The organism is Ruegeria sp. E1 (assembly GCF_056534225.1).
Genome location: NZ_JBQFPE010000012.1, coordinates 44,734 through 70,305, shown reverse-complemented (window position 1 = coordinate 70,305; position 25,572 = coordinate 44,734). Strand labels below are relative to the sequence as shown.

General features: G+C 57.3%; 28 protein-coding genes. 9 read left to right on the top strand and 19 right to left on the bottom strand.

All coding sequences use genetic code 11. The features are described from left to right. Nucleotides 1–44: 44 nt before the first annotated feature. Genes ACR0FG_RS15605 through ACR0FG_RS15590 form a run of 4 tightly spaced genes read right to left on the bottom strand, consistent with a single transcriptional unit; the run spans nucleotide 45 to nucleotide 3,506 of the window. Nucleotides 45–779, bottom strand: coding sequence for an ABC transporter ATP-binding protein (locus ACR0FG_RS15605; protein ID WP_480893949.1), 735 nt, complete (start codon nucleotides 777–779; stop codon nucleotides 45–47). Further along, a complete protein-coding gene (locus ACR0FG_RS15600; RefSeq protein WP_480893948.1) occupies nucleotides 776–1,597 on the bottom strand; it encodes an ABC transporter ATP-binding protein in 822 nt (273 codons plus the stop codon). The genes ACR0FG_RS15605 and ACR0FG_RS15600 overlap by 4 nt, the downstream gene beginning before the upstream one ends. Next, on the bottom strand, nucleotides 1,594–2,496 hold the full coding sequence (locus tag ACR0FG_RS15595; protein ID WP_480893947.1) for an ABC transporter permease: 903 nt from the start codon (nucleotides 2,494–2,496) through the stop codon (nucleotides 1,594–1,596). Before ACR0FG_RS15595 ends, ACR0FG_RS15600 begins: the two co-directional genes overlap by 4 nt. Continuing rightward, the gene (locus tag ACR0FG_RS15590; protein WP_480893946.1) at nucleotides 2,493–3,506 is read right to left on the bottom strand and encodes an ABC transporter permease; all 1,014 of its coding nucleotides are present in this window, start codon (nucleotides 3,504–3,506) and stop codon (nucleotides 2,493–2,495) included. The genes ACR0FG_RS15595 and ACR0FG_RS15590 overlap by 4 nt, the downstream gene beginning before the upstream one ends. Nucleotides 3,507–3,593: 87 nt before the next feature. Here ACR0FG_RS15590 and ACR0FG_RS15585 point away from each other — a divergent pair, with 87 nt between their 5' ends. The 5 genes from ACR0FG_RS15585 to ACR0FG_RS15565 all read left to right on the top strand — a co-directional run bounded on the left by ACR0FG_RS15585 (nucleotide 3,594) and on the right by ACR0FG_RS15565 (nucleotide 8,201). Continuing rightward, a complete protein-coding gene (locus ACR0FG_RS15585) occupies nucleotides 3,594–4,223 on the top strand; it encodes a helix-turn-helix domain-containing protein (RefSeq protein WP_480893945.1) in 630 nt (209 codons plus the stop codon). After that, nucleotides 4,220–5,815 (top strand): ABC transporter substrate-binding protein, encoded by a 1,596-nt coding sequence (locus ACR0FG_RS15580; protein ID WP_480893944.1) that lies wholly within the window; start codon nucleotides 4,220–4,222, stop codon nucleotides 5,813–5,815. Before ACR0FG_RS15585 ends, ACR0FG_RS15580 begins: the two co-directional genes overlap by 4 nt. A gap of 55 nt (nucleotides 5,816–5,870) precedes the next feature. Beyond that, nucleotides 5,871–6,329, top strand: coding sequence for a GAF domain-containing protein (locus ACR0FG_RS15575; protein ID WP_480893943.1), 459 nt, complete (start codon nucleotides 5,871–5,873; stop codon nucleotides 6,327–6,329). Further along, complete coding sequence (locus tag ACR0FG_RS15570) at nucleotides 6,326–7,411, top strand: M24 family metallopeptidase (RefSeq protein WP_480893942.1); 1,086 nt, start codon at nucleotides 6,326–6,328, stop codon at nucleotides 7,409–7,411. The genes ACR0FG_RS15575 and ACR0FG_RS15570 overlap by 4 nt, the downstream gene beginning before the upstream one ends. Before the next feature lie 70 nt (nucleotides 7,412–7,481). Beyond that, nucleotides 7,482–8,201 carry a hypothetical protein gene (locus ACR0FG_RS15565; protein ID WP_480893941.1) on the top strand — a complete coding sequence of 240 codons (720 nt, stop codon included), beginning with the start codon at nucleotides 7,482–7,484 and terminating at the stop codon, nucleotides 8,199–8,201. A gap of 34 nt (nucleotides 8,202–8,235) precedes the next feature. On the opposite strand, the gene ACR0FG_RS15560 is transcribed toward ACR0FG_RS15565, so the two are convergent. The 4 genes from ACR0FG_RS15560 to ACR0FG_RS15545 all read right to left on the bottom strand — a co-directional run bounded on the left by ACR0FG_RS15560 (nucleotide 8,236) and on the right by ACR0FG_RS15545 (nucleotide 11,465). Continuing rightward, nucleotides 8,236–9,258 carry an adenylate/guanylate cyclase domain-containing protein gene (locus ACR0FG_RS15560; RefSeq protein ID WP_480893940.1) on the bottom strand — a complete coding sequence of 341 codons (1,023 nt, stop codon included), beginning with the start codon at nucleotides 9,256–9,258 and terminating at the stop codon, nucleotides 8,236–8,238. A gap of 3 nt (nucleotides 9,259–9,261) precedes the next feature. Continuing rightward, on the bottom strand, nucleotides 9,262–9,621 hold the full coding sequence (locus ACR0FG_RS15555) for a group I truncated hemoglobin (protein ID WP_170425103.1): 360 nt from the start codon (nucleotides 9,619–9,621) through the stop codon (nucleotides 9,262–9,264). A 97-nt stretch (nucleotides 9,622–9,718) separates the two neighbouring features. Continuing rightward, nucleotides 9,719–10,549 (bottom strand): class I SAM-dependent methyltransferase, encoded by an 831-nt coding sequence (locus ACR0FG_RS15550; RefSeq protein ID WP_480893939.1) that lies wholly within the window; start codon nucleotides 10,547–10,549, stop codon nucleotides 9,719–9,721. 76 nt (nucleotides 10,550–10,625) lie between these two features. Next, entirely contained in the window at nucleotides 10,626–11,465 is an 840-nt protein-coding gene (locus ACR0FG_RS15545) for an alpha/beta fold hydrolase (RefSeq protein WP_480893938.1), read from the bottom strand. A gap of 259 nt (nucleotides 11,466–11,724) precedes the next feature. On the opposite strand from ACR0FG_RS15545, the gene ACR0FG_RS15540 reads away from it, so the two are divergent. Together ACR0FG_RS15540 and ACR0FG_RS15535 are read left to right on the top strand one after the other, a co-directional pair. Next, entirely contained in the window at nucleotides 11,725–13,956 is a 2,232-nt protein-coding gene (locus tag ACR0FG_RS15540) for an ATP-binding protein (protein WP_480893937.1), read from the top strand. After that, nucleotides 13,949–14,659 (top strand): response regulator, encoded by a 711-nt coding sequence (locus ACR0FG_RS15535; RefSeq protein ID WP_170712135.1) that lies wholly within the window; start codon nucleotides 13,949–13,951, stop codon nucleotides 14,657–14,659. The genes ACR0FG_RS15540 and ACR0FG_RS15535 overlap by 8 nt, the downstream gene beginning before the upstream one ends. A 49-nt stretch (nucleotides 14,660–14,708) precedes the next feature. On the opposite strand, the gene ACR0FG_RS15530 is transcribed toward ACR0FG_RS15535, so the two are convergent. The 4 genes from ACR0FG_RS15530 to ACR0FG_RS15515 all read right to left on the bottom strand — a co-directional run bounded on the left by ACR0FG_RS15530 (nucleotide 14,709) and on the right by ACR0FG_RS15515 (nucleotide 18,690). After that, nucleotides 14,709–16,226 carry an ABC-F family ATP-binding cassette domain-containing protein gene (locus ACR0FG_RS15530; RefSeq protein ID WP_480893936.1) on the bottom strand — a complete coding sequence of 506 codons (1,518 nt, stop codon included), beginning with the start codon at nucleotides 16,224–16,226 and terminating at the stop codon, nucleotides 14,709–14,711. A 219-nt stretch (nucleotides 16,227–16,445) separates the two neighbouring features. Further along, nucleotides 16,446–17,699 (bottom strand): Hsp70 family protein, encoded by a 1,254-nt coding sequence (locus ACR0FG_RS15525; RefSeq protein ID WP_480893935.1) that lies wholly within the window; start codon nucleotides 17,697–17,699, stop codon nucleotides 16,446–16,448. A gap of 101 nt (nucleotides 17,700–17,800) precedes the next feature. After that, a complete protein-coding gene (locus ACR0FG_RS15520) occupies nucleotides 17,801–18,343 on the bottom strand; it encodes an RES family NAD+ phosphorylase (RefSeq protein ID WP_480893934.1) in 543 nt (180 codons plus the stop codon). Then, nucleotides 18,340–18,690: a hypothetical protein gene (locus tag ACR0FG_RS15515; RefSeq protein WP_480893933.1), complete on the bottom strand. Its 351-nt coding sequence runs from the start codon at nucleotides 18,688–18,690 to the stop codon at nucleotides 18,340–18,342. Before ACR0FG_RS15515 ends, ACR0FG_RS15520 begins: the two co-directional genes overlap by 4 nt. 145 nt (nucleotides 18,691–18,835) lie before the next feature. On the opposite strand from ACR0FG_RS15515, the gene ACR0FG_RS15510 reads away from it, so the two are divergent. Then, nucleotides 18,836–19,540, top strand: a complete 705-nt coding sequence (locus tag ACR0FG_RS15510) for a GNAT family N-acetyltransferase (RefSeq protein WP_480893932.1) — start codon at nucleotides 18,836–18,838, stop codon at nucleotides 19,538–19,540. A 51-nt stretch (nucleotides 19,541–19,591) separates the two neighbouring features. On the opposite strand, the gene ACR0FG_RS15505 is transcribed toward ACR0FG_RS15510, so the two are convergent. The 7 genes from ACR0FG_RS15505 to ACR0FG_RS15475 form a co-directional block, all read right to left on the bottom strand. Further along, nucleotides 19,592–20,251 carry a DUF2461 domain-containing protein gene (locus ACR0FG_RS15505; RefSeq protein ID WP_480893931.1) on the bottom strand — a complete coding sequence of 220 codons (660 nt, stop codon included), beginning with the start codon at nucleotides 20,249–20,251 and terminating at the stop codon, nucleotides 19,592–19,594. Between the two features lie 12 nt (nucleotides 20,252–20,263). Further along, nucleotides 20,264–20,608, bottom strand: coding sequence for a TfoX/Sxy family protein (locus ACR0FG_RS15500; RefSeq protein WP_480893930.1), 345 nt, complete (start codon nucleotides 20,606–20,608; stop codon nucleotides 20,264–20,266). Beyond that, nucleotides 20,608–21,006, bottom strand: coding sequence for an MAPEG family protein (locus tag ACR0FG_RS15495; protein WP_480893929.1), 399 nt, complete (start codon nucleotides 21,004–21,006; stop codon nucleotides 20,608–20,610). The genes ACR0FG_RS15500 and ACR0FG_RS15495 overlap by 1 nt, the downstream gene beginning before the upstream one ends. A gap of 24 nt (nucleotides 21,007–21,030) precedes the next feature. Continuing rightward, the gene (locus ACR0FG_RS15490) at nucleotides 21,031–21,417 is read right to left on the bottom strand and encodes a VOC family protein (RefSeq protein WP_480893928.1); all 387 of its coding nucleotides are present in this window, start codon (nucleotides 21,415–21,417) and stop codon (nucleotides 21,031–21,033) included. A 68-nt stretch (nucleotides 21,418–21,485) separates the two neighbouring features. Continuing rightward, nucleotides 21,486–22,721 carry an RNA polymerase sigma factor gene (locus ACR0FG_RS15485; protein WP_480893927.1) on the bottom strand — a complete coding sequence of 412 codons (1,236 nt, stop codon included), beginning with the start codon at nucleotides 22,719–22,721 and terminating at the stop codon, nucleotides 21,486–21,488. Nucleotides 22,722–22,724: 3 nt separating this feature from the next. After that, the gene (locus tag ACR0FG_RS15480; RefSeq protein ID WP_480893926.1) at nucleotides 22,725–23,096 is read right to left on the bottom strand and encodes a YciI family protein; all 372 of its coding nucleotides are present in this window, start codon (nucleotides 23,094–23,096) and stop codon (nucleotides 22,725–22,727) included. Nucleotides 23,097–23,172: 76 nt separating this feature from the next. Continuing rightward, on the bottom strand, nucleotides 23,173–24,075 hold the full coding sequence (locus ACR0FG_RS15475) for a LysR substrate-binding domain-containing protein (protein ID WP_480893925.1): 903 nt from the start codon (nucleotides 24,073–24,075) through the stop codon (nucleotides 23,173–23,175). A 172-nt stretch (nucleotides 24,076–24,247) separates the two neighbouring features. Between ACR0FG_RS15475 and ugpB the strand changes: the two genes are divergently transcribed. Beyond that, entirely contained in the window at nucleotides 24,248–25,558 is a 1,311-nt protein-coding gene (gene ugpB / locus ACR0FG_RS15470) for a sn-glycerol-3-phosphate ABC transporter substrate-binding protein UgpB (protein WP_480893924.1), read from the top strand. Nucleotides 25,559–25,572 lie beyond the last annotated feature (14 nt).

The window sequence follows — 25,572 nt, the reverse complement described above, 5'->3', positions numbered from 1 at the left end:
CGTTTCGCCCTCACCGATCGGTTCAGACGCGCCCAGCGACAAGTTCATCCATGAATGGATTTGTAGAAAAGCTCTTGCCCGTAGCGCGACGACAAATTCCCCAAACGAAGGGCCGATGTGTCTGCCGTTTCCACAATGCGCCCCGCGCGCAAAATGGCCAGTTGGTCGCACAGAAAGCTGACAACCGGCAGATCATGAGTGACCAGCAGAAAGGTAAGGTTTTTCTCTTCACGCAGCGACTTCAGCAAATTTAGGATTTCGGCCTGAACACTGACATCAAGGGCGCTTGTCGGTTCATCCAGCAGCAGTACGGGCGGGTTTAACATCAGCGCGCGGGCTATGGCCACGCGTTGCCGTTGGCCGCCAGACAACTGGTGAGGCAATCGGAACCGAAACCGGCGTGGCAAACCGACCGCATCCAGCATCGAAAGCACTTTTTTGTCACGTTCGGGAAGCCCGTGGATTAACAACGGCTCTGAAAGAGCGTCGTCGATTGTACGGCGCGGATGCAGGCTGCCATAGGGATCCTGAAACACCATCTGCACCAAACGCGCGCGGTCTTTCGCGCTGAGCGGCTGGCTACTTTCGCGGTCTGAACCGACGCTCAGGACCCCGCCTGATATCGGCACCAACCCCGCCAGCGCCTTGAGGATCGTTGATTTCCCTGAACCGGACTCTCCGACAAAGGCAAAACTCTCACCAGCGGCCACATCAAAAGAGACATCGTGAAGGACACGCGTTTCGCCGAAGCTGACGGTCAGATCGTTGACGTGGATCATAGCTTACTCCGGTCCAGCACCGGCAACCGCTCCCGGGTCTCGTCAATGGTCGGAAGGCTGGCGATCAGCCCGCGTGTGTAAGGATGTTGCGCCTCGAGCAATGTGCCTGACGCGATCTCTTCGACAATCTCGCCGCGATACATCACAAGGATGCGGTCGCACCAACGCGCGACCATGTTCAGATCATGCGAGATCAGGATCAACCCCATCCCGCGGCGTGAAACAAGATCCGCAAGAATATCCAGCACCTGACCGCGAACTGACACGTCCAGCGCGCTCGTGGGTTCATCGGCAATCATCAGTTTCGGTTCCAGCACGACCATCATCGCGATCATAACCCGTTGCCCCATTCCACCCGAGACTTCGTGCGGGTAAAGGCGCGCGACGCGGTCGGGATCGGTGATGCGCACCGCCGACAGCGTTTCCAGCATCTTCCTGCGGCGTTCGCGCTTGCTAAGCGAACCGTGAACGGCCATCGCTTCTTCGATCTGGTCTCCTATTCGGATCACCGGATTCAGGCTGAATTTAGGGTCCTGCAAGACCATCGACATCGCTGTGCCACGCAGATCGCGCTTGGCCTCGTCAGAAAGGTTACGCAAATCCTGGCCGTCAAAGCTTAGCCGATGGGCCGTGACGCGCCCGGGGGCCGGAACAAGGCCCATGATCGCCCGACCGGTCATGCTTTTACCGGAGCCGCTTTCGCCAACGATCCCCAACCGCTCACGCCCAAGGCTGAAGCTCAGGCCGCGTACCACTTCAACAGGTCCGTGATCTGTCGGGAAGGTGACGCGCAGGTTTTCAACCGAAAGAAGGCTCATCCGCGGGCCCTTTGCTTTGGGTCCAGAACGTCGCGCAACCCGTCGCCGAACAGGCAAAACCCCAGTGATACGACTACGATGGCAAATCCCGGCATCGTCGCCACCCACCACTGATCTAGTATGAAAGACCGCCCGCGCGAGATCATGGCCCCCCATTCCGGCAGTGGCGGCTGCGCACCGAGGCCCAGAAACCCAAGGCCAGCTGCCGTCAGGATGATCCCGGCCATATCAAGTGTGACCCGCACAATCGTGGACGAGATGCACAATGGCATGACGTGCAAGGCAATGATACGCAATCGCGAGGCGCCTTGCATCCGGATGGCGTCAAGAAACTCAGCATTGCGAAAGGTCAGCACTTCGGCGCGGGCAATACGGGCATAGACCGGCCAGGCCGCGATGGCGATGGCGATCACGGCATTCTCGATACCCGGTCCCAACGCAGCGACAAAGGCAAGCGCCAGAACCAACCGGGGCACAGACAGAAAGATATCGGTCAACCCCATCAGAATGCGATCAACCCAACCGCCGAAATACCCGGCCACCGTGCCAATCAAAAGGCCCAGAGGGGCCGAGATTACCGCCACCAGAAGCACGATCATCAGGGTGATCCGCGCGCCATATATCACCCGCGACAGGATATCACGGCCCAGTTCGTCCGTGCCCATCCAATGCGCTGCAGAGGGCGGCTGCAGACGGTCAGCAAGTGTTCCTTCGATTGGCGAATAAGGTGCCAGCCACGGTGCAAAGGCCGCCACCAACAGCAACAGCGCGATGATTGCTAACCCGACCATGGCCAGCGGATTGCGGGCAAGATCGCGGGCAAGACGATACGCGACACCCAGCCGCGCCTGCACCCTCGTTTCGGGATCGTCCGACAGTAGCCACGCGCGCGTGATCATGCGCGCGCCCTCGGGTCCAAGAGACGATAGAGTGCGTCGGACCCTTTGTTAATGCCGACAAAGACGGCCCCGATCACAAGCGTCGCCCCCAGAACCGCATTCATATCAGCATTCAACAACGCCGTAGTCAGGTAATTTCCAATACCCGGCCAACTGAACACGGTTTCAATCATGACAGACCCTTCCAGCAGGCCCGCGTAGCTTAGCCCGATCACCGTGATCAGTTGCACGCGGATCGGGCGGAACGCGTGCCGCCAGAGGATCAACCGTTCTGGCACGCCCTTGACGCGGGCTGTGGTGATGAACTCCTGCCCGAGTTGTTCAAGCATAAAGCTTCGCGTCATCCGTGAAATGTAAGCCAGAGCAAAGAAGCCGAGAATGAAGGCAGGCAGGACAATATGCGAAAACGCGCTTTTGAACGCTTCCCAGTTTCCATCCAATGCGCTGTCCACCAGCAACAAACCCGTACGTACCGGGACCGTGCCATCAAGGAAAAAGTCAATCCGTCCCGGACCGCCGACCCAGCGTAGATTGGCGTAGAATATCACCAACCCAACCAGACCCAGCCAAAAGGCCGGAATGGCATAGCCCGCCAGACCGATGACCCGGATCGCCTGATCCACCACCTGCCCCTGCCGGGCCGCCGCGAATACGCCCATCGGTACGCCCAGGGTTACGCCGATGATGATACCAAGCGTTGCCATTTCAAACGTCGCGGGAAAAACGCGAGCCAGATCTTCGGCCACCGGGCGACCAGTCGAAACCGACATCCCCAGATCACCCTGCGCCACCTGCCCGACATATCGTGCAAATTGTACCAACAGAGGGTCGTCCAGGCCCATGGCTTCTTTCGTGGCATTATACGTCTCGATGCTTGCACGGTCACCGACGACGGCCACCACCGGATCGATAGGCACAACGCGTCCGATCACGAAAGTAATCGCAAGCAGGCCAAGAAAGGTCACTGCAAGGGTCAGAAGGAACTGCGCGGCGGGCACGGCTCGGGTCAAATCAGGCTCCGTTTTGTTTATCTTTAGCAAACGCGCTTTGACGCATCAAAATTTTTTTACTAGCATGAAAAAAATTTTGGAGAACCGATGTCCGAGCCCGCTTCGAAACTGGATCATTCCCGACCCGCCGCGTTCGGAGGGCGCATTCGGGACCTGCGCCGCAAATCTGGTATGACGTTGCAGGCGCTGGCGGATCAGGCCGGGGTTTCAGTTGGATTTCTCAGCCAGGTTGAGCGGGAAAAGGCGACGCCAAGCCTTGGCACGCTGGCTGGAATTGCCGCAGCTTTTGGGGTCGAGGTGGATTATTTCATCGCCACCCCAAAAGCCATCGACAGCGTTACGCGCGAAGGTGAGCGCCCGCAATTTGCGCTGGCACCTTCTTCGCTGTCCTACGAAGAGGTGTCGACTGTCTTACCAGGGGGCACCATCTCATCCCGTATCGTGCACATTCCCGAAGGGTACGAATCTGAAGTTGTTTCGCATGAGGGCGAAGAACTGATCTTTGTACTGGACGGAGTGATACGCAGCAGCATCGACGGCAACCCTTTCATTCTGCGCGTAGGCGACAGCATGCATTTTAACGGCGAAAGACCCCATTCCTTTGCAAATGTGGGCGATTGCCCGGCCCGGCTTTTGTGGACCGGAACGTCGCCCCGCCTGCTCGGGCCAAAGCTCGGGCTGAAACCCAATGAACCCACCGACAGGAGAGATCGATGAGACATTTCCAGACCCTCACCAAGGCATTGGCTGTCAGCCTGATTGCGCTGTCGACTGCGCCAGCTCTGGCCGAGACACCTGCAAACGCTTTGGTGATCGCCCAAAATATCGATGATATCGTGACGATTGATCCGGCATCGGCCTATGAGTTCACCTCGGGTGAGTATGTCGCCAACACCTATGACCAGCTTGTCCAATATAACGCCGAAGACACCACAACACTGGCTCCGGGGCTGGCAGAAAGCTGGGAGATCGACGCCGACGCCAAGACAGTCACCTTCAAGCTGCGGGATGACGTGAAGTTTTCCTCGGGCAATCCCTTGCGGGGAACCGACGTTCTGGAAAGCTGGAAACGGGTTCTGGTTCTGCAGAAAGCCCCTGCCTTTATCCTCGAAAACCTCGGATGGACGGCAGATAACATCGAAGACATGGTCACAGTGGATGGCAATACAGTGACTGTTCGCTGGGCCGGTGATTTCGCACCCTCCTTTGTCTTGAATGTTCTCGCCGCGCGCCCGGCTGCTGTCGTGGATATCGAAACCGCCATGGCAAATCAGGTAGATGGCGATCTGGGCCACGCCTGGCTGAATCAGAACAGCGCAGGCACCGGTCCCTTCACTCTTGCCCGCTATGCGCCGGGAGAAGCGCTGATGCTTGAGGCCAACCCCAATTATTGGAGCACTGCGCCCGGAATTGAACGTGTCATGATCCGCCACGTTCCCGAAGCCGCGACCCAGCGCCTGCTTTTGGAATCCGGTGATGTGGATATGGCCAAGAACCTGACACCGGACCAGATCGCAGGTTTGGCAGGAAATGACGGCATCAAGGTGGAAACCTATCCTCAGACAGCCGTTCACTGGTTCAGTTTCAACCAGAAACACGAGCCACTGACTAACCCGGCCCTGTGGGAAGCCTCGCGCTATCTGGTCGACTACAATGGGATGGCAGACAGTTTCCTGAAAGGGCAAATGGAGGTGCATCAGGCGTTCTGGCCCGAAGGCTTCCCGGGCGCGCTGACGGATACTCCGTTCGAATACAATCCCGACAAGGCCAAATCCATTCTGGAGGACGCCGGTGTCGAACTGCCACTGACGATCGAGCTTGACGTCATCAACGCCGAACCATTCACGGATATTGCCGCGAGCCTGCAACAAACCTTTGCCCCTGCCGGCATCAATTTCGAAATCCTTCCGGGGACGGGCGCGCAGGTCATCACCAAGTATCGGGCGCGCACCCATCAGGGCATGTTGCTGTATTGGGGTCCGGATTTCATGGATCCGCACTCAAACGCCAAGGCGTTTGCGTATAACGCGGACAATTCCGACGACAAATATGTCTCGACCACCACATGGCGGAACGCCTGGATGCCCCCGGCGGAAATCAACGAAAAGACCAAGGCCGCCTTGGCTGAGCAAAACCCTGACGCGCGCAACCAAATGTATGTCGAATTGCAGCAGGCCATGCAGGAGGAAGCGCCTTTTGTGATCATGTTCCAGGCGGTCAAGCAGGTTGCCATGGATGATGATGTGACGGGTTTTGTAAACGGCGCCAATGCCGATTACGTCTACTACCGCCTCGTCGAAAAACAATAAGACAGAACGCCTGGGCGCAACCTGCGCCCGGGACACTGATGCGAATTCGCAAGTCATGACCCCAGACGAGACCTTCGCCGCGCTGCACCGGGCCGCTCAAACAGCCTGCAATGCCCGGCTGTTCACCATAACCATACTGGACCGAGAGGCAGGCGTCGCGTGGCGGGCCTATTCCTCGCATCCCGATGATTATCCGGTGACCGGCACCAAACCGATCAGCCCGAACGGCTGGACGCAGCAGGTTCTGGACCAGCAAGAGACCTTTGTTGCCAATAATACGGCAGAGTTTTCACCTTATTTTTCGGATCATGCGCTGATCAACGCATTGGGCTGCGAGGCGGCGGTGAACATCCCGGTCTCAGATGGTGCGCAGGTTCAGGGGACGGTGAATATTCTGGACAAAAAAGGGCATTTCACCCCCGAACGCGTAGCGGTTCTGAAATGCCTTGTCTCGGATGCCCGGGGCGCGTTGCTGCAGGCTTTTGCGTCGATACTGAAGGACAGGAACAGATGACCCGTATCACACGTTTGCAAACCCGCATGGCCGAAACCGGCACGGACTTGGTCGTTCTGGCCCCCGGCGCGCATATGGCATGGCTGCTGGATGTTCGCCCACACGCCGATGAACGGGCGGTTCTGGCCTGTATCTCCCAGGCTGGCGTGGGTTTCCTGATGCCTGCTCTGGAAGCTGACAGCGCCCGAGAACAAACCGACCTGCCGTTTTATGAATGGGCGGATGCCGACGGCCCCGGGGCCGCATTGGACCAATTACTGCAGGATCTTGGCGTCGCCAATGCGGGCGCGTTTGTGCTGGATGAAACGATGCGCGCCGATCACGCCGCACTTGTACAGGATCGGTTGTTGAACGCCAAACGCACATTCACAGAACATACCGTCGGTGCGCTGCGGATGCGCAAGGACGCTGATGAATACGCCCTGCTCAAACGAAACGCACTGGCTGCTGACACCGCGATGCAAGCGGCCTGGGCGGCAATGAAACCCGGCATGACCGAACGCGACGTCGCGGCGATCATCAAACAAAGCTTCGCAGATCAGGGTGCTAAAGCCCTGTTCACAATCGTCGGCACCGGGCGCAATGGTGCCTTTCCCCATCACCACACCGGAGACTCGGTCCTGACCGAGGGCGATGCGGTGGTGATGGATATCGGCGGTCAGATCGATGGCTATGTGTCCGACATTACCCGCATGGCAGTCATCGGCACACAGCCTGACGGCTTTGCCGAGGTGCATTCCATCGTGAACGCAGCGGTCGAGGCAGCGCTGGAGGCTGCAAAACCCGGCGTGCAGGCACATGTCGTAGACGCGGCCGCCCGCAAAACCATCACCGATGCGGGGTATGGAGACTATTTCATCCACCGCACGGGTCACGGCCTTGGCACCGAAGTACACGAACCCCCCTATATCACCGCAACCTCGGATGTTGTTCTGGATGAAGGCATGGTCTTTTCCATCGAGCCCGGCATCTACCTGCCGGATCGGTTCGGCCTACGACTGGAAGAGATTGTAATCCTGCGTGCCGATGGCCCCGAGGTTCTTTCTGAGCTGCCCAGAGACATCCAAATGATCACGCCTTGAGCGTACGGGGGCCGCGCATTGGATTGCATGGTGCTAACATGGGCGCAGGGCAATAATCCCAGAGGTAAAGATGCGAAACGCAATACGTTTGGTCGGCCTTGCAGCCCTACTGACTGGTGCAACCTTCTGGCTGCTTAGCGAGCCGGGTCAAACATACGAGCCAAAACTCGATCCCAAAGCCTATTTTCAGTTCGCCTTTGAAAACAATCTTGAAAACCTGTCAGGCCCTTCCTTTGACGCAGCGATCGAAAACGGGTCGGCAACCTTTGGCAGCGGGCCTACTGGCCAAAGCTATCATTCGCAGGGCGATGGATCTGCCCTGATAATTCTGACACCGGATCTGAACAACCTGGCCGAGGCCGTCGAGATCGAGTTTGATTTTCTGGTCGAGGACTGGATCAATCCCTACGAACAAAGTGCGCCGGTTCAAACGATGCTCGTTTTGTCAGGGAAAAGTGGTGACAAAATCCGACATCTCAGAATCGAGATTTCAACCGCAGGCGCACCAAAGTTCCGCGTCGGCGCAGAAAGCGCCAAGGGCGAGAAAGCAGTCGTTATCGCTGCACCGGGTGGTCTTATGGAACGCTGGCACAACGTGCGGGTCTTGGTTGATCGTACTCGCCCGGAAACCGGGGTGTTCCTGAACAACGTTTCCGTCGGCTCTGTGGATTTTCTGCCGTCTGTGTTTGAGGATGGCATAGACAGGATAAAGATCGGCACCTGGCATCAGCAAAATCAAGCCTTTCGAGGCCAGATAGACAATCTGGTGCTGCGGGACGTGTCAGAATAGGACCGTTCCCGAGGCTTTCGCAGAAACGCCGTGTTCAGCTCTTGTCGGAAAGCCGCCAAACACCTTGTTCCCCGAAACCTCGGATCATCTTCGATCCCATATCTTCGATGTCGAATTCTTCGCTAAGGACATGTGCAACGTCGTCTTGCACTGTAATCTGCATCGGTTCGGACAGTTCCTGAAGCCGAGAGGCCAGATTAACCGCTGGCCCGAAAATGTCGTAGACATACTTCTGAATGCCAACGACAGAACCGACAACAGACCCCGAGGCCAGCCCGATTCTGCAACGCCATTGGTGCGGGTGGCTCAGGTTGCGGCGGTTCAGATAGCGCACGAATCTGATGGCCGTATTGGCAATCGCCTTTGCATGATCCGGGGTTGGGTCCGGCAATCCGGCGACGGTTATGTAGGCGTCGCCGATTGTCTTGATGCGTTCGCAACCAAACTGCTCACCAATCCGGTCGAATGCGCTGTAGATGTCATTCAGTTCGGTTACGGTAACGCTTGGGTCCTGTGAGGCGACCATTTCCGTGAACCCGACAAAATCCAGCATCAGAACCGAAACCGGATCATAAAGCTGAGGCGTCACAACGCCGAATGTCTTGTATTCTTCGTAAACCGACCGCGGCATCAGGTTTAAAAGCAGCTTCTCCACCTGCTCTTTTTCCCGCTTTAGCTCGCGCGTGTTGCGCTCGACCATCATGGAATAGGAATCGATCATCGACTCCAGTTCTTTGATGCGGGTGATGTTCTGGCAGACAAGAACAAGCACGTCGTCATCCGCGACCGTAAAATCAAGCGCAATGACCAGCGTTCTGCGCTTTTTCTTGAAGCTTATCTCGGAGGTGTATCGCCGCGTTTCAAACAGGCTTTTTTGAACCGCAATTACATCCAGATCAGGAAATAGATGCTGCAGATGATCAGACTGATTATCGCCGTTGAACCATTCGTCAAAAGTGTCATTTCGAAAACCGAACTGCAGCGTCTCGCGATCCAAAAGCGCTACGCCAACGCCAATCGCGCGCAGAAGTTGTTCATTGATGGCTTCTATAGTCATGGCTTACCTAACAATCAGTGGGCGGCGTTTGCCAAACTCCGCAACAACGGCGTCAATGTCTTCTGCCGCTACGTTGTGTTTTTCCAGGGCTTCTTGCAACACCGTTTCCAGCTCATCGAAATGAGCGTGCGTGATGTCCAGATGGGAATGCAACTGTCGCAACTGGTTGTCCGTGTAAGAGGCCGGACCACCCAGAAGCGATGCGATGAATTTAGTCTGGTGATCAACCATCCGGCTCATGTCGACATTGTCGAAAAAGGGTCCGACCTCATCATTGTCCAAAAGCACGTCATAGAATGAGATCACAATCTTGCTAATCTTCGAAAACCCACCGTATTTCTCGTAAAGTGTGCGCTCGGCCATGGTGAACCCCTTCAAACAAACTGATTAACAATTCACGCCCCGTCCAGGCGTCTGGTCGCCCTTTGGAACAAGACCCAAAGGGCGACGTGTTTCGCGGTTAGCGGCGCATTGCTACGATCTCGGCATATTCCGAAGAGATACAAAGCGTTTCGTTGGTCGAGATATCGAATTTCTCGATAAGCGCCATGATATCGTTGCGCAGCGCCGTCTGCCCTTCCGTATCCAACGCATCAAAGGCTTTCTGCATGGGGCCGTAGAAGGTCCGGAAGTATTCCAGAAAGTGCTCTGCCGATCTGTAGCGGAACATGAAGTTCTTGCGCCGGAACGACATGATTTCGCAATCAGGCCCAAAGGTCTCCTTGATCCAGTCCTGGCTTCCCCAAAGCGCCGGAGAGTTCACCCCGGCAGGTGGCGGCACATGTTTGCCGATGGTTTTGAACAGCTGACCGATGAAGCTTTCCGGTGTCCAGTTCGCCATGCCGATCTTGCCACCCGGTTTCACCGCGCGCTGAAGCTCGGCTGCGGATTGTTGTTGGTTTGGCGTGAACATCACCCCAAAGGTGGACACAACAGCGTCGAACGACTGATCGCCAAAGGGCAGGTTTTCCGCGTCAGCGACCTTGTATGTGACGAACAGACCTTCGGCCTTGGCGCGCTGGCTGCTGGCGTTCAGCAGAGCCTCGACATAGTCCGTCGAAGTGACATCGCAAAACCGACGCGCAAAGGCCAGCGTGGCGTTGCCGTTCCCGGCTGCGACATCAAGAACCTTGGCACCGGGCATCATGTCCATGGCCTCGGCCAGCTCTTCGCCCGTAATCTGAAGCGTCACCCCGACCTTGCTGTAATCGCCCGAGCCCCAGGCCATGTTCTGCTTGGCCTTGATCGCGGCAAAATCCGTTATGGTTTCGATCGTTGTTTGAATACCCATTTCTTGTTCCTCCTGATAAATGACTGGTTCGAAACCAGCGGTTGAATTGACTGTTGCACCCTTGGATGCAGACGGGTTACGCAGCTTGACGGTCTGGCCAGCTGATGGTCACGGTTGGACGCTCGGCGCTGGCGATGTGCTCGAGTATTCTCGAATTGATCCACTCGGGCTGGAAAACCGGCGCCATATGCCCAAGCTCTGGCAGCAATGCGATCCGCGCATTTGGCAGGGCCTTGGCAATTGCGACCGACGTGTGCTGAGCGATCTCGGGGGACTCGAGGCCGGTCATGACCAGTGCGGGCACGTTGAGACCGGACAGATCCCTGAGCGTCCAGCTTTCGGCAAAGCCATTGGCAAAATCAGTCATGATTGAGCTGATTTGCTGGGCAAAGCGGCTTTGGGCAGCAACAGGCAGCGCATCCCAGAATCCAACCTCGTTCCAGAAGTCCAGAAAATGGTGCATCCCGGCCTCGGCATCTCCGTCTGCCGCCGCAGCCGTCACCTGCCCTGACAAAAGCTGGATTTGCGCGAACAACCGTTGGCTGGCCTCATTCCCATGCTTGAGAAAATGGAACGCAGCGGGTTCATAAAGCGTCAGGCTTTTCACAAGGTCCGGGCGCATAAGCGCGATCTTGATGGCAATGCCACCACCGTTGGAATGCCCGACCAGATGTACGGGGCGGCCCATCGCCTCGATTTCGCGGATCACGGGGATTGCGGAAACAGCCGCACCGCTCTGCGTGGTATCTCCAGTCAAAGGCGCGTTGCCATAGCCGGGCAGATCGAAAGCGTGAACCTCAAAGCGGCCTTCGAGATCTGCTGCAAGCTGGCCCCATTGCCCTCCGTTCGACGCCGAGGAATGTAACGCAACAATAGGTGCGTTGATCGTTTCAGTAGGTTTAAATGAAATAGTCATCGTACTTACCCAATTGCATTTGCGATGGGCAATAACTGACCTTCCAGTGTTTCAATGTGATTTCTGAAAGCAGCGCAAAATGTTTCATTTGTAGCTATGTGAACCAGTTCACACAGCGCGCTATCCATCTCGAAAACAATCAGGTTTTCGGCCGACGCCGAAACGGAATCGCCGGTTCTGAAACAATTGAAACACAGGGCGCAGATTTTGAAATGGCGCTGAAACAATGATACTTTAGAAAATCAGGATGACGATGGGCATGGCAAACGATCTGGAAGATATCGAAAAGGCACGGGACATTCTTCGTGACGCCATTGAATCGCTGAAAGAAGGGTTTGCCCTTTACGATGACGATCGCCGCCTTGTCATGTTCAACCAACGATATGCCGAAATGAACAGGGGGGTCTCGGACCTGCTGGAACCCGGTCTGGACTGGGAAATACTGATGCGCGAGACCGCGCGCCGGGGAATTTACGCTGACGCCATCGGCAACGAACAGCAATGGGTGTCTGACCGGCTAGCCAACGGGATCGAGTTCATTCAGGATTATGAACTGACGGAAACCGATGGGCGGACCTATCTGGTGTCCGTGCATCCGACAAAACTGGGCGGTTTTGTTGTCACGCGCGAAGATATCACCGCCCGCAAACAGGCCGAGGTTGAAGAACGCGACGGCGATATGCTGATCCGCAAAGTGCTGGATGCCAGCTCGGCGATTGTCACCATGGCACGGATCGGTGACGGTCAGATCTTGTACCGCACCCCCGCCGCCCTTCAGATGTTCGGCCCCGCGCGATCAGCGAAAGAGCATTACCTCAATCCCGAAGAGCGTGCGGATTTTATCACCCTGCTTTTGGCCGATGGGCAGGTGAAGGATTACAAGCTTGATCTGGTGAACGCAGACGGCAAAACCTTTCCGGCATCGATTTCTTCTCAGTTGATTGACTACAAGGGCGAAGAGGTCATCGTAACCAGCATCATTGACCTTACCGTCCAGAAAGAGGCCGACGCCCTGATCCGCCAGGTCATGGAGGCTTATCCCGCCGCCATCAACATGACACATGCCGACACCGGCAAAGTGCTTTTCGCCACGCCGGAAATCAGAGCGTTGTTTGGGGATACCAAAAGCTCAAAATCCTATTATGCGGATCCCAGCGAGCGCGAACGCTATCTGAAAGATCTGCGACAGGCGGGTTCTCTGAAAGACCGGCGCATGGAGTTTGTCGATGTCAGCGGGCGCAAATTCTGGGCCGCGGATTCGTCGCGCCTGATTGAGTTCAACGGCGAAGAGGTTATCGTTTCCAACACCCGCGATCTGACTGACGAGCTGGCAATCGAAGCCGAACTGGAAAAACAACGAGAGCTGGTTTTTCAGAACGAAAAAATGTCAGCCCTGGGCGAGCTGCTCGCCGGTGTTGCGCATGAGTTGAACAACCCGCTTTCAGTCGTTGTCGGCCACTCGCTCATGCTGAAGGAAGAAATAACAGACCCCGATCTGACGGTCAGGATCGAAAAAATCGGCAATGCCGCCGAACGCTGTGCAAAGATCGTAAAGACGTTCCTTGCCATGGCCCGCCAACAGCCCAGCAAGATCGAGCAGGTCGAAGTCGCTGGCATGATCGACACGGCGGCGGATGTTGCAGGTTATGGCAGCACGTCGGATGAAATCCGGATCCGGCGCAACATACCTGCCGATCTTCCAGCAATCGCCGGGGATGCCGATCAATTGACGCAGGTTATCCTGAACCTGATCATCAACGCCGAGCAGGCGATGCGATCCACCGGAACGGGTGACGAAATCGTGCTGTCTGCAGAACCCAGACCAGACAAGGGTATGGTGGAAATTACCGTCCGCGACAACGGGCCCGGAATCCCCAAAGCCATCCGCCCGCGCATTTTTGAGCCGTTTTTCACCACAAAAGAAGTCGGCGACGGAACCGGGATCGGACTGGCATTCTGTCACCGGATCATCTTGTCCCACGGTGGTCAGATCGGACTGGACCGGGCTGACGAACCCGGAACCTGTCTGCGTATCACCCTGCCCGTAGCGACCTCTGACAACGATGCGCTTGATGCGCCTCTTGAGAACCCTGCACCCTTCGTCAGACACCGCGCCCTTGTTGTCGACGATGAGGTTGAAGTGGGTGAGTTGAACGCGGAAATTCTAAGAAAAGAAGGCCTGGACGTTGATTTTGTCACCTCGGGTGAAGAGGCGCTGAACCGTCTGCATTCCGCCAGCTACGACATTTTTCTAAGTGACCTGAACATGCCCGGTGTTGATGGTCGCAAGATTTACGAGGCGCTGACGACGCGTTTTCCCCATATGCTAAGCAGAACCGCATACATAACCGGCGATACCATGGGCGAAAGCTCATTGGGACTGTTGCGTGAATCCGGCTTGCCCTATCTGGAAAAACCCGTCTCTCCAGCAGAACTCAGAACACTAGTCGGAACGCTTCTCGCCGACCAGAAGGATCCCTCGGATGGATAATCAGAACACGCATATACTGGTTTGCGATGATGAAATCGACGTGCGCGAGATGCTTCAGGAATACCTGAGCAAGCGTGGCTACAGGGTGTCGGCCGCATCCGGAGGCGAAGAACTCAGGGCAATTGTCTCAGCCGAAACTGTGGATGTCATGATTATGGATATCAACATGCCAAAAGAGGACGGTCTTTCCATTCTGCGATCCCTTCGCCCCGAAAACACCACGCCGGTGATCATGCTGACAGCGGCGGGCGATGTTGTGGATCGGATCATCGGTCTGGAAATGGGTGCCGACGATTATCTGGGCAAACCCGTCGACCTTCGCGAGCTTGAGGCCCGGATCAAAGCGATCCTGCGCCGCGGGGCCATCGCTGAAACCGTATCCTCGGCAAGCGACGGTGACGGCACACGTTTTGGGGACTTCACGCTGGACAAAGAGGCCGCGAAACTTCTGGCCTCGGATGGCTCGGAAGTTCCGCTGACTGCGATGGAATACAGGCTGCTCAAGGTGTTTGCAGAAAACAAAGGACGCGTCTTGAACCGCGATCAGCTTTTGGAACAGGCGCATGACCGATCCTGGGATCCGTTTGACCGAAGCATTGACATCAGAATTTCCCGATTGCGCCGCAAGCTGGAAACCAATCCCGAAAAACCCGAGGTGATCAGAACCGTGCGGGGGATCGGGTATGTGTACGATCCCAGCTAAGCGAACTGCCGCAAAGCCCGAGGGATCGATGCGACAGTTTCTGATCCCCCTACCCTTCTTTTTCCTGATCGTTCAGAAACGCCTCGGGGCTGTCGACCTCTTGTAATCGGCTGCCATTGATCCACCAATACCGGTTGCCCACGTTGCGCAGAAAGCTGCGATCATGACTAACCAGCAGGCAAGACGCGCCATGGGTGATCAGTTCGGCCTCCAGCGCCTCTTGCCCGTCGATATCCAGGTGGTTTGTCGGTTCGTCCAGCAGGTAAAAATTTGGATCTTCAAGCCGCAGCAGCAACATCGCCAGCCGCGCTTTCTGCCCACCTGACAGCGCAGCGATTTTGGTGCCTTGCATCTGATAGTTGATCCCCGCACCCGCCAGAACCGCGCGGGCGCGTTGATCGCCGACGTCAGACGCAACCGTTACCAGATCCAGCGGCGTACTGGTCTGATCCAGTTGGCTTAGATGCTGATCGGATATGGCCGGGACCACCGACGCCGCGCATTTCACCGGGCTGTCCTCACCGGTCAACGCCCGTTGGATCAGCCGCACCAGCCGGGTTTTGCCGGCCCCGTTCTTGCCCAGCAGAACAATGCGGTCGCCTTTGGCGATCCACTTTTGCCCGGTCCGGTAAAGCAACCGCCCATCCGGCGTCTCGACCACCAGATCATCCAACGTGATCAGCGCCTTGGCATGGGTGCCGCTGTTGCCCAGCCGAATATCCCCTGCCGAGCGTTCCCTGTGAACCGGCTTGGCCGCGGCTTCCAGCCTGTCGGCGCGGTCGGTCAGCTGTTTCGTTTTGGTCAGCAACAGGTCCGAGCCTGAATTGATCCCGACATTCTTCAGCGCCGCCGCCTGTCGGCGCAATTGGCGGGCTTTGTTCATGTCGTTGGCCAGCCGCCGTTCATCCGCAGCATCCGCCGCATCCAGCGCCGCGCGGGCCGCCGAATACGGAAGTGGAAACACGCGCGCGTTCTCGGGCCTCAGAAACAGCGTCCGGTTGGTCGTCGCATCCAGAAACGCCCGGTCGTGCGAAGTGATAATCACGGGTGTTTCCCGTGGCAGCGCCGCCAGCCAGCGTTCCAGCAGGGCAATGCGGCCCAGGTCCAGATGGTTGGTTGGCTCGTCCAGCAGCAACAGGTCCGGCTGATTGATCCAGACCGCAGCCAGCATCGCCGTGCGCTGCCAGCCGCCGCTCAGCTCGGCCAAAGGTCTATGCTGCAACTCATAGGGCACGCTCAGCTCATCCAGCACCACATCAACGCGCCAGCTTTCGTAATCCGCCTGATCGGGCGGAAGTGCTGCGTGCACCCAATCATAGAGTGTCAGTTCAAGGGCCTCGGGCGGGACATATTGCTTTACATAGCCGGTCCGCAGACCTCGGGCGCAGGTGATCTCTCCGGTGGTTGCGTCCAGCTCGCCTGCCAGACAGGCCAGCAATGTGGACTTGCCACGCCCGTTGGCGGCAACCAGCCCGATCCTGTCGGATTTCGAGATGGTCAGGTTAAGGTCAGAAAACAGCGGATCGCCAAGGGTCACGCCCAAAGCAGAGATATTAAGGATCGTCATAAGGTATCTCGGGTCACAAAGGTATGGCCGCGGCGCGGCTATGGGCAGACCGTCGATACAAAGTGTCTCGGGTCAGCCCTGCAAACGGATCTGCAGGGCAAAACGCGGGCCATGCTGAAGTCGGCGGATGATACGCATGTTCAGCTCGTGCCCTCCCGTTGTTGAATGTGACAATGCCCCGACGATACGAAGGGGCGGGAAGTTTGGCAACCCTGCGGCTCAGTCGGCCTCGCCTGCCGCCACAAGCGCAAGACCTTCGGCAACGGCGGTAAAGACCGAGGCAAAGGAATGTTCAGCAGCCGGGCAGACACGACGCATCGTGTCCGGCACCACGGTCATCAGGCTGGAACCGCCAACATAGACGACCCGGTCGATCTGGTCCGCCGTCAGATCTGCCTGTTGCAACACATCGCGCGCGCCTGCCTCAAGTTGCGCGGCATGGTTGGCAAGACTGTCTGCCACCACGGCATCGCTCAGCCGCGCGGCCAACCCGTTCTCCAGCATACCCAGCGCGATCACCGGGTCGGCAACCCCTGAGTTCACCGCAATCTTCCCACGCTCCACCGCGAAGGCCAGTTCGTGACCCAGTTCGTGTTCCAGAACCGCGGCAAGTCGGGCCAGTTTTTCGGGGGATTCCGCCAGCCTGTGCATGTCACCCACCATGCGCCGGTTCTGCGAGGTATAAAGAAACGGGATCACCTCCCACGTCGCAAGGTCGTTGAAAATGGCATTCGGCGCTTGCGACCGGCCGCTGCCAAACAAATCCCGGATCATCGAACCTTTGCCTAGCAAGGGCATCACCCGGTCTATGCTGATGGCGCGGTCGAAATCGGTGCCCCCGATGCGCACACCGTGATTGGCCAGTATTTCGACCCCTGAAGCGCCGGTACGAAAGACCGAGAAATCCGATGTGCCGCCGCCGATGTCCACGACCAACCCGACAGTTTCGGACTGTTCCGTTGCCCCGCTGGCCATTGCCGCCGCCGCAGGTTCAAGGCAGAACCGGATGTCGGTAAACCCGGCGGCCTCATAACAAGCGCGCAGATCAGCCTCGGCCTGAGCCTCACGCGGATCGCCTGCCCCGTGAAACACCACGGGCCGCCCCGAGACCACGCGGGTACAGGCCACGCCACGCTCGGCCTCGGCCTGTTCTCGAAGCCTGCGCAGAAACGATCCGATGATATCGACGAATGTCAGCCTCTGGTTCAGGATCTGGCGCTTTTCATGCATCAACGACGTGCCCAGAACCCGTTTGAGCGCCCGCATAAAACGCCCCTCCAGCCCATCAAGCAGCGCCTGATTGGCTGGTTCGCCGATCAGGGTGTCGCGCGTGTCGAATTCGAAGAAGAAGGTTGTTGGCAGAGTACCAGCCGCATCAAACCGCACAAGACGCGTAGTGCCTGCATCCACATAGGCGACTGCCGAGTTTGACGTGCCAAAATCAACACCAATCCACGGGCTGTTGGCGACCATGGCGCATGTCTCCGAAATGTCTGTGTAAGGGGAACCAGCGCCTAAAGTGTTCTGAGGGCCGGGTCAAGCGGTGAGGTTAGAGATAAGCTGCGCAGGCCGGATTATTGCCACGAGGCGTCATTACTGGGCAAATCGCTCCGGTTAAGCACCTTGACCGCGTTTGGTCTGTCCGATGGAAGCTGGTCGACCGCATCCCAGCTCCACAGAACCAGATTTATGTCATCGGGCGTGGCGCCCGGCGCGAAACTGTTGATCAGGATACCGGCATATCCGTCGCTTTTTAGCCTGCCTGCAACGCTATGGGTCGAAGGAACAAGCCCCTGATGCATCTGAGATTCCCAGTTGTCATTGGCCAGATCATTCCACGGGATGCCAAGCATCTCTCGGGTCTCACGGTTGGTGAGGTCGATAATGTGATGGCAATCCACAGCGAGAAAGTAAAAGGTATAGGGTTCCTGATTGAGGCTGAACCGCACTTCACGCGCCGCCGTTTCATGGGCAAGCGAGGTATAAAGCGCAGGCTGGCCGATAGGATTGAACCGTCCGCCCCGGCGCGCGGCCCCTTCCCCGGATGTTGGCAGATATGTCCAGCGTGGCTTGGCGGCGCGGATGACCGTGCGCCGCACGCGGATGGCATGTTTCAAGCGTATCCGCCTTCGAGACGCCGCAGGATATGAGATTTCAATGCGCTGGTTTCACCGTCCTTCACGATTTCCTCGGGCGTGCGCCCTCCAAAACCCACGATGGGTTCGGAACGGTACCAGGCATAAGCCATCAGCGAACTTCCGACAGCCGGGGCAACGACATTCAGGATCTCGATCAGATGCCGCAGAGACGTCTGGACCGAAACAGATGCAATCCGCTGCCGGCGCGACAGGGATTCCGGTGCGATACCCAAGGTCTCACCAATCTCGCGCTTGGTGGTTTTGAGATGCCGGGCCAAACGGTCTGGTGAGATCAACCGGTTTTCGACGAGGTCATGCATTTCCATTTTGTCACTCCTGTTGCCACAATATAGTGGCTAATTTCTTGCCAATCAAGCTTTGGGTCCGAGGCTGCGCGTTGTCAGAACGGTTGCAGCAGCCTCCTGTTTGAAACAAAGTATTCAAATCAGGCCCGACCGATCAGAGGAAACCATGACCTGGAACCGTCCGGCGATCATCAAAGACCAGGATATCCTGCGTGTGCTTTATGCGGATGAGGCCGAGTATCGGGTTCCCTTCACATTTATCGAAGCCCTTAACGAAGGTGTGCTGTTTGATCGCTCGGCCCGTGCCTTCAGAACTGCAGCCCGCGCGCATCATCTGTTTGAACTGGTAAATACAAGGACCGAAGCCATCATCGGCACATGCGTCATTCAAGAGACCCCCGATACTCAGGGGCAGCAATACGAAGTGGGCGGCATGATGATCCATCCGGGCGCGCGCCATCTGGGTCTGAACACATTGCTGACCAAGGCGGTTATGGTCCGGCAACTTTGCGCGGATCGTCACGCATTGCCCGGCATTGAATACCTGGCCCATGTGGTCGACGGAAACGCAGGGCCGACGCACAGTTTGCTGGCCTCGGGCTTCCGGTCGGTCGAGCGCGTGATCGTCAAGCCCGGAGAGGTTGACGCCGATGTTCAACACATGATCGAACCCGACGGCGAAGGTGTCGTTATGCAAAGCTATGTATTCGATCAGGACCGAGGCAGCGAACTGGTAATGGATTTACACCGGTTCTTACGCGATGAAGGATCAGTGGTCCGGGTCGAGGATCTGTCGTTCCTAGTTGACCTCAGCGCGCTGATCAGCGTCGAGGATTTGGATCGGTATTTATCCGGGCAGGACAACCCCTGACATAGGCGCAAAACGTTCCCTTGCCTGCATCCTACCAAGGCCAAAAAACGGCTATTCGATCCCGACCATCAGATCAAACACCGGCATAAGTCGGCGTAACTCTGCAGTTGTACGGCTCACAAGATTTGACTCAAGAACAAATGCCGGATCATCCAGATCAATCCACGCAGAAAAGCCTTTTCGGCGCAGTGCCTCCTGATGGGGATGGTCTTTGTCAAAACCTGCCGGAACGCGCTTCAGTTCCGGTTCGCCAACCCGGATGCCGCCTTTGCGCATCTTGGCAATAAGCCGGGTCAATTCGGCCCCTTTTGGTCCGGCCATCGCCGCGCGGAACACGTTCAGCGCACCCCGTTCAAACTGAAAAACCCCGCAGCCAAGCGAAAGTTTCTCGGGCGACAGGCCAAAGAACCACATCGGGGGTTGGCCTTCCGGTCCGACCGGCATGAAGGCCAGATGAAGATGCGCGTTGTAGGGCGTCTTGTCCTTGGAAAATCGAACATCGCGGTGAATCCGAAAGATCTTACTGCTGTGCTCTTGCCCAGTCAGCTCACCCAAGGCCGCTGCCATGTCATCCGCAAACTGCAGGCTGGGTGCCTTGAGATGAGCGTAATAGTCCGCCTTATGCGCCGTAAACCAATCGCGGGTATTGTTTGCTTTTAGGCGCGAAAGGAAATCCAGTACCTCGGGCGTGAAACAGTCAATTGGTGTCATTGCTTCCTCCGGTCAGTTTTTTGCGGGCAGGGCTGCAGCGTGTTCCAAACACATCAGTAACCAGCGTCGTAACGCGGCGTCATCGCAATCGCCTTCATCAACGCGCACAAACCCGCCCAGTTTGCGAGTGCCGTGGATCACGGGCCGGGCCGTCAGATCCGTCAGCGCGGCGGGTTCATTCGCCTTGCCGACCCGGAACATGAACCGCCCGACCCCATCCTTGTGCCGCCGCACACCCCCCAACATGTTGCCGTTCAAAAAGAAACATTGTCCGCCCATCATCTGTTTTTCGGAAATGCCCACATGCGCGGCTAAGGCGTCGCGCATACGGCTGTTCAGGGTCTCATCGACAGGCATCAGCCCGCCCTGCCAAGCTGCAAGAGGATTGTTAGCGCAAGCACCAGCATGGTCAGTGTTGTCAAGCCCGCACCAATCGCGCGTCCTTTGCCATCGGCAGCAGCGCGAAGGCTGAAATAGTGAATCAATCGCGCCAGCACCAGAACGCCGCCACAGATCACAAGAAGCCAAGTCGGAGCACCGGCGATTTCAGCCCCTGCAAGGGCTAGCAGGGCCAGCGGGACATATTCGACAAAGTTTCCATGCGCCCGCATCAGGCGCAAAAGCCCGTCATCCTCACCATGCAGCAAAAGGATGCCGGTCCGGGCGCGGCGCACCCCGACCGCAATGGCCATCGGAATGCTCATCAACACAAATACCGCGGTCACGATCAACGCGATTTCAGGAGGGTGTATCATCTGATCTCTCCGTCCACGCCGCGCTCAGGACGCCATGCTTTCGTATGTGATCAACGCAAACCTTGCCCCCTGCGGGTCGGTCAGCGTGGCCATGCGTCCGACACCCGGCATGTCCATCGCTGGCTGGAAAACGGTTGCCCCCTTGCCCTTTGCCGCTGCAACGCTTGCATCAACATCGGCAACGGTGAAAAAGATCGTCCAGCTTCCGTTCTCTTCGGGCATCGGTGAAAACCCGCCAATAGCGGTTTCCCCGACCACCGCCGCCGAATAGCTTGACCCGTCCTGCATTGGCATGTCGTTGATTGTCCAGCCCAGCACCTCTTGATAGAACGCCTTGGCCTTGCCCTGATCTGGCCCGGAATGTCCGATCCAGCCGGAATTGCCGACAGTGGTCATCTCAAGAATACTCATGGGTACCTCCCTTGGTTGCGCCCGCCACGTGCGGGTCTGATCCAAGGACGCGTAAGGTGACCAGATCCCTACACCCTACCCAATTCTTTTTGGCTGATCGCCATTTTTTCACTGATTGCAACGCGTTCGAGATCGGTCGGCGCAAGAGCCAGAGCCGCCTCAAACGCTTCAACCGCGATCTTATGGTCGCCAACATCCTGCAATAATCCACCCCGCATGGCATGAAACCAGCGATAAGAGGCCAGTTCCCTCTCCAAAGCTTCCATCGCGTCCAATGCATATCGCGGACCATGCAGTCTGGCCTGCGCCGCGATCTGATTGAGCCGGATGACGGGAGTTGGTTGTAGCACATATAGGGCGGCATAGTGGGCCTCGATCAAGGCCCAGTCGGTTTCATCGGATGAGGCTGCGCGAGCGTGTTCCGCCGCGATCGAGGCTTGAATGACATAGACCCCGCGATGACCGATCCTTTGGGCTTTTTGCAATAGCGCCGTGGCCTCGGCGATGATGGTCCGGTCCCACAGGCTGCGATCCTGTTCGTCCAGAGCGACAAGCCTGCCCTGCCCGTCCACCCGCGCGCGCCGCCGGGCGTGTTGCAGCAACAAAAGCGCCAGCAACGCCGCCTGTTCACCCATCGCCGGAAACAGGGCCGCCAGCAGACGCGCAAGTCGGATCGCCTCATCACAAAGGGTCAGTTTCATCTGCGCGGGACCGGTGGATGTGGACCAGCCTTCGCTGAACATCAGATAGATCATCAGCGAAACCTCACCCAAACGTGCACCACGCTCGGCCGGGCTGGGTGTTTCGAAGGCGACCGGGTTGTTGGCGATCTTTTTCTTGGCCCGGGTGATACGTTGTTCCATCGTCTTGGGCTTGACCAGAAAGCCGCTGGCGATTTCATCCACACTCAGCCCCGCCACCACGCGCAAAGCAATGGCGATCTGGTCGCGCCGGTCCAGCTCGGGGTGGCAGCAGATGAACAACAGGCGCAAGACGTCGTCGCGCAGTTCATCCGGGTCTGGGTCTTCAACATGCACCGGCTGCAACTCCTTTGCATGGCGCGACAGGATCGCATTGCGGCGCTGGGACTTGCGCAAATGATCGAGACCTGCATTTCGGGCCGTGGTCAGCAGCCACGCTAACGGATCGCGCGGCGCCCCATCGTGAGGCCAGACCGTCAACGCCTTTACACAGGCGTCGGCAAAAGCTTCTTCCGCAACATCGATATCGCCGAAAACCCGCGTCAGCGCCGCTATGGCACGCGGTCGGTTTTGGATGAATGTCGCGTTGAGCCAATCCGACATGATCTATTCCGACGAAATGACCCCCCCGGCCCAGGCGACGGGGCGCACTTCGAGCCGGGCAATGGGCGACGAAATCATCTTTGCATATTCCAGCGCCTCATCAAGGTTCGCGAAATCCGCAGCATAAAAGCCCAGAAAGCTCTCTTTGGTTTCAGAGAACGGCCCGTCGGTGATTAGCGGTGCCGCACCTTCAGCCGAGCCCGGTTCCACCATCACGGCAGAGGTCGGCGGCATCAGCTTGATCGATACGAACTCCCCCCGCTTCTTCAGCGCGTCTTGCAGCGTGCCGTGGCCGGCCATCACCTCGTCCTGGCGATCTTTTGGCAGCGCTTCGAACACGCCTGCCTCGCCATAAATCGTGATTGCATAGATCATTATTGCCTCCGTGAACGCGTAACATGGTGCAAGGACGCGCGAAGACTTGCAAATCCGACAACGGCCAGTTCCAACGCTATCCGGCCTTGAACGGCTCAAGGCTTTCTTTGAACTGTTCAATAAACTCCAGCGTCACCAGCGAAGGTTGTTTCAAGATCGGGCGCACCAGCGAGAGGGTATGTGACAGCATAGGCCTGAACGGCCTGCAGCAGAGACCCCGGGCCTTGTACTGGACGGCATCCAGCTCACTTACGATGGAAACACCGACCCCCTTCAGCGCCAGTTCACAAGCCGCAGTGAATTGCCTGACTTCGATATGGGAATTCAGATCGACATTTGCAGTCTGAAACGCCTTGGACAGCCGCCCGAAAAACGCACTGTCGCGGCGTGTATGGATTATCTTTTGATCTGCAAGGTCCGCCGGGGTCACCTCGGTGCTGGCTTCCAACTTATGTCCGGCTGGAAATACACAAACCGTCCGAACGTCGATATTGCTGCTTTCGACGGCAGGATGACCATTGAAGCTATCGGTGATGCCAAAATCATATTGCTCACCGATCATCCATTCTAGAATACGTTCCGGTCGGTCCGGCTCGATCGTCAGGGTGACGCCGGGTCGATCATGCAGGAATCTGGCGACCACATCGGGCAGATGGCTGGTGGCAAACCCAGGCAGACAGGCGACACGGATATGCCCCGCTTTGCGCTGGGTGATATCCTGACTGACATCAGCGATTTGCCTCATCAGTTCCAGAACGCGTTCAACGCTGGGCAGAAGGTAGCGTACCTCTTGCGTTGGCAACAATCGCCCCTCGCGGCGGTCGAAAAGCTGAAACCCCAGAGACTTTTCAAGGTCCGAAAGTAGCCTGCTGACAGCGGGTTGGCTGACCCCCAGATCCGCTGCAGCCGCCGTGACCGAGCCGTTGGTGGTCACAGCCATCAGGGCCTCAAGCTGCCGGACTCTCAGTATTTGATTCATTCTCAATCCCAATCGCTGGCGTCGACTCATAACATCATGTTATTTTTTTATCCACCAGACCGGGCTTGAATTATATTCTTGTAGCGTTAACGTCGTGAAATTGTCATGTGTGCCGTTTACGCGTTGCGGTCGGTATTCAACGAAGCATCGAACCAGATGCATGGGAGGAATCATGAAAAAGAATTTGCTTGGCGCTCTTGCCGTATCAACCGTCTTGTGCCCTGTGGCGGCCATGGCGCAAACCGAAGTTCAGTTCTGGCACGCCTTCACCGGTCGGCTGGGTGAACTTGTGAAAGCGCAGGTCGAGGAGTTCAACGCAAGCCAGGACGAGTTTGTTGTTGTTGAAGCCCATAAGGGCAACTACTCGGAAACCCTGAATGCCGGGATCGCTGCGTTCCGCGCCGGTGAACAGCCGCATATCCTGATGGTGTTCGAGGTCGGAACGGCAACAATGATGTCGGCCGAAGGGGCGATCAAACCCGTTCACGAAGTGATGGCCGAAAGCGGTGCTTCCTTTGATCCGGATGCTTATATCGGCTCGGTCAAAGGGTATTACACCACAACGGATGGCGATATGCTGTCCTTGCCGTTCAACTCTTCGACGCCGGTTCTTTGGGTCAACCGTGACGCAATGCAGGCAGCAGGTGTGGATCCCGACACGGACCTTTCAACCTGGGAAAAGGTCGGAGATGTGCTTGAACAGCTCAAGGCCGGGGGCGAAGAATGCCCATTGGTGACTGCATGGCAAAGCTGGATTCATCTTGAAAATATGTCGGCCTACCACGACGTCCCGTTTGCGTCGAAGGATAACGGCTTTGCCGGTCTCGATACCGAGCTGATGCTGAACGGTCCGGCGCAGGTTGCGCACCTGACGGCGATGGGTGACTGGGCCAAGGATGGCAAGTTCATCTATACCGGCCGCAGAAACGAAGGCGGCGCGAACTTCCGGGCCGGGGAATGTGCCCTGTTTACCGAAAGTTCGGCAGGCTATGCCGGTATCAAGGCAGAGGCCGAGTTTGACTTTGACGTGCGCCCCCTGCCCTACTGGGAAGCCCTGGTGAGCGAGCCGCAGAACACCATCATCGGTGGCGCTTCGCTTTGGGTGATGGAAGGTCATGATCCCGAAGCCTACAAAGGCGTGGGTGAATTCCTCAGCTTCCTGTCATCTTCGGGCGTGCAGGCCTCGTGGCACCAGAACACCGGCTATCTTCCCATTACGGCGGATGCTGGCGAAGTTACGCGTGCCGCAGGTTTCTACGAACAAAACCCGGGCACCGATATCGCGGTGATCCAGATGACCGCAAAAGAACCGACGGCCAATTCCAAAGGTCTGCGGCTGGGATCCTTCGATCAGATCCGCGGTATCATCGATGAAGAGCTTGAGGCTGTCTGGTCCGGCGAAAAGACCGCTCAGGAAGCGATGGACAGTGCAAAAGAACGTGGTGACGCGCTGCTGCGCCGGTTCGAATCCGCCAATCAGTAAGGCGTAATACAATG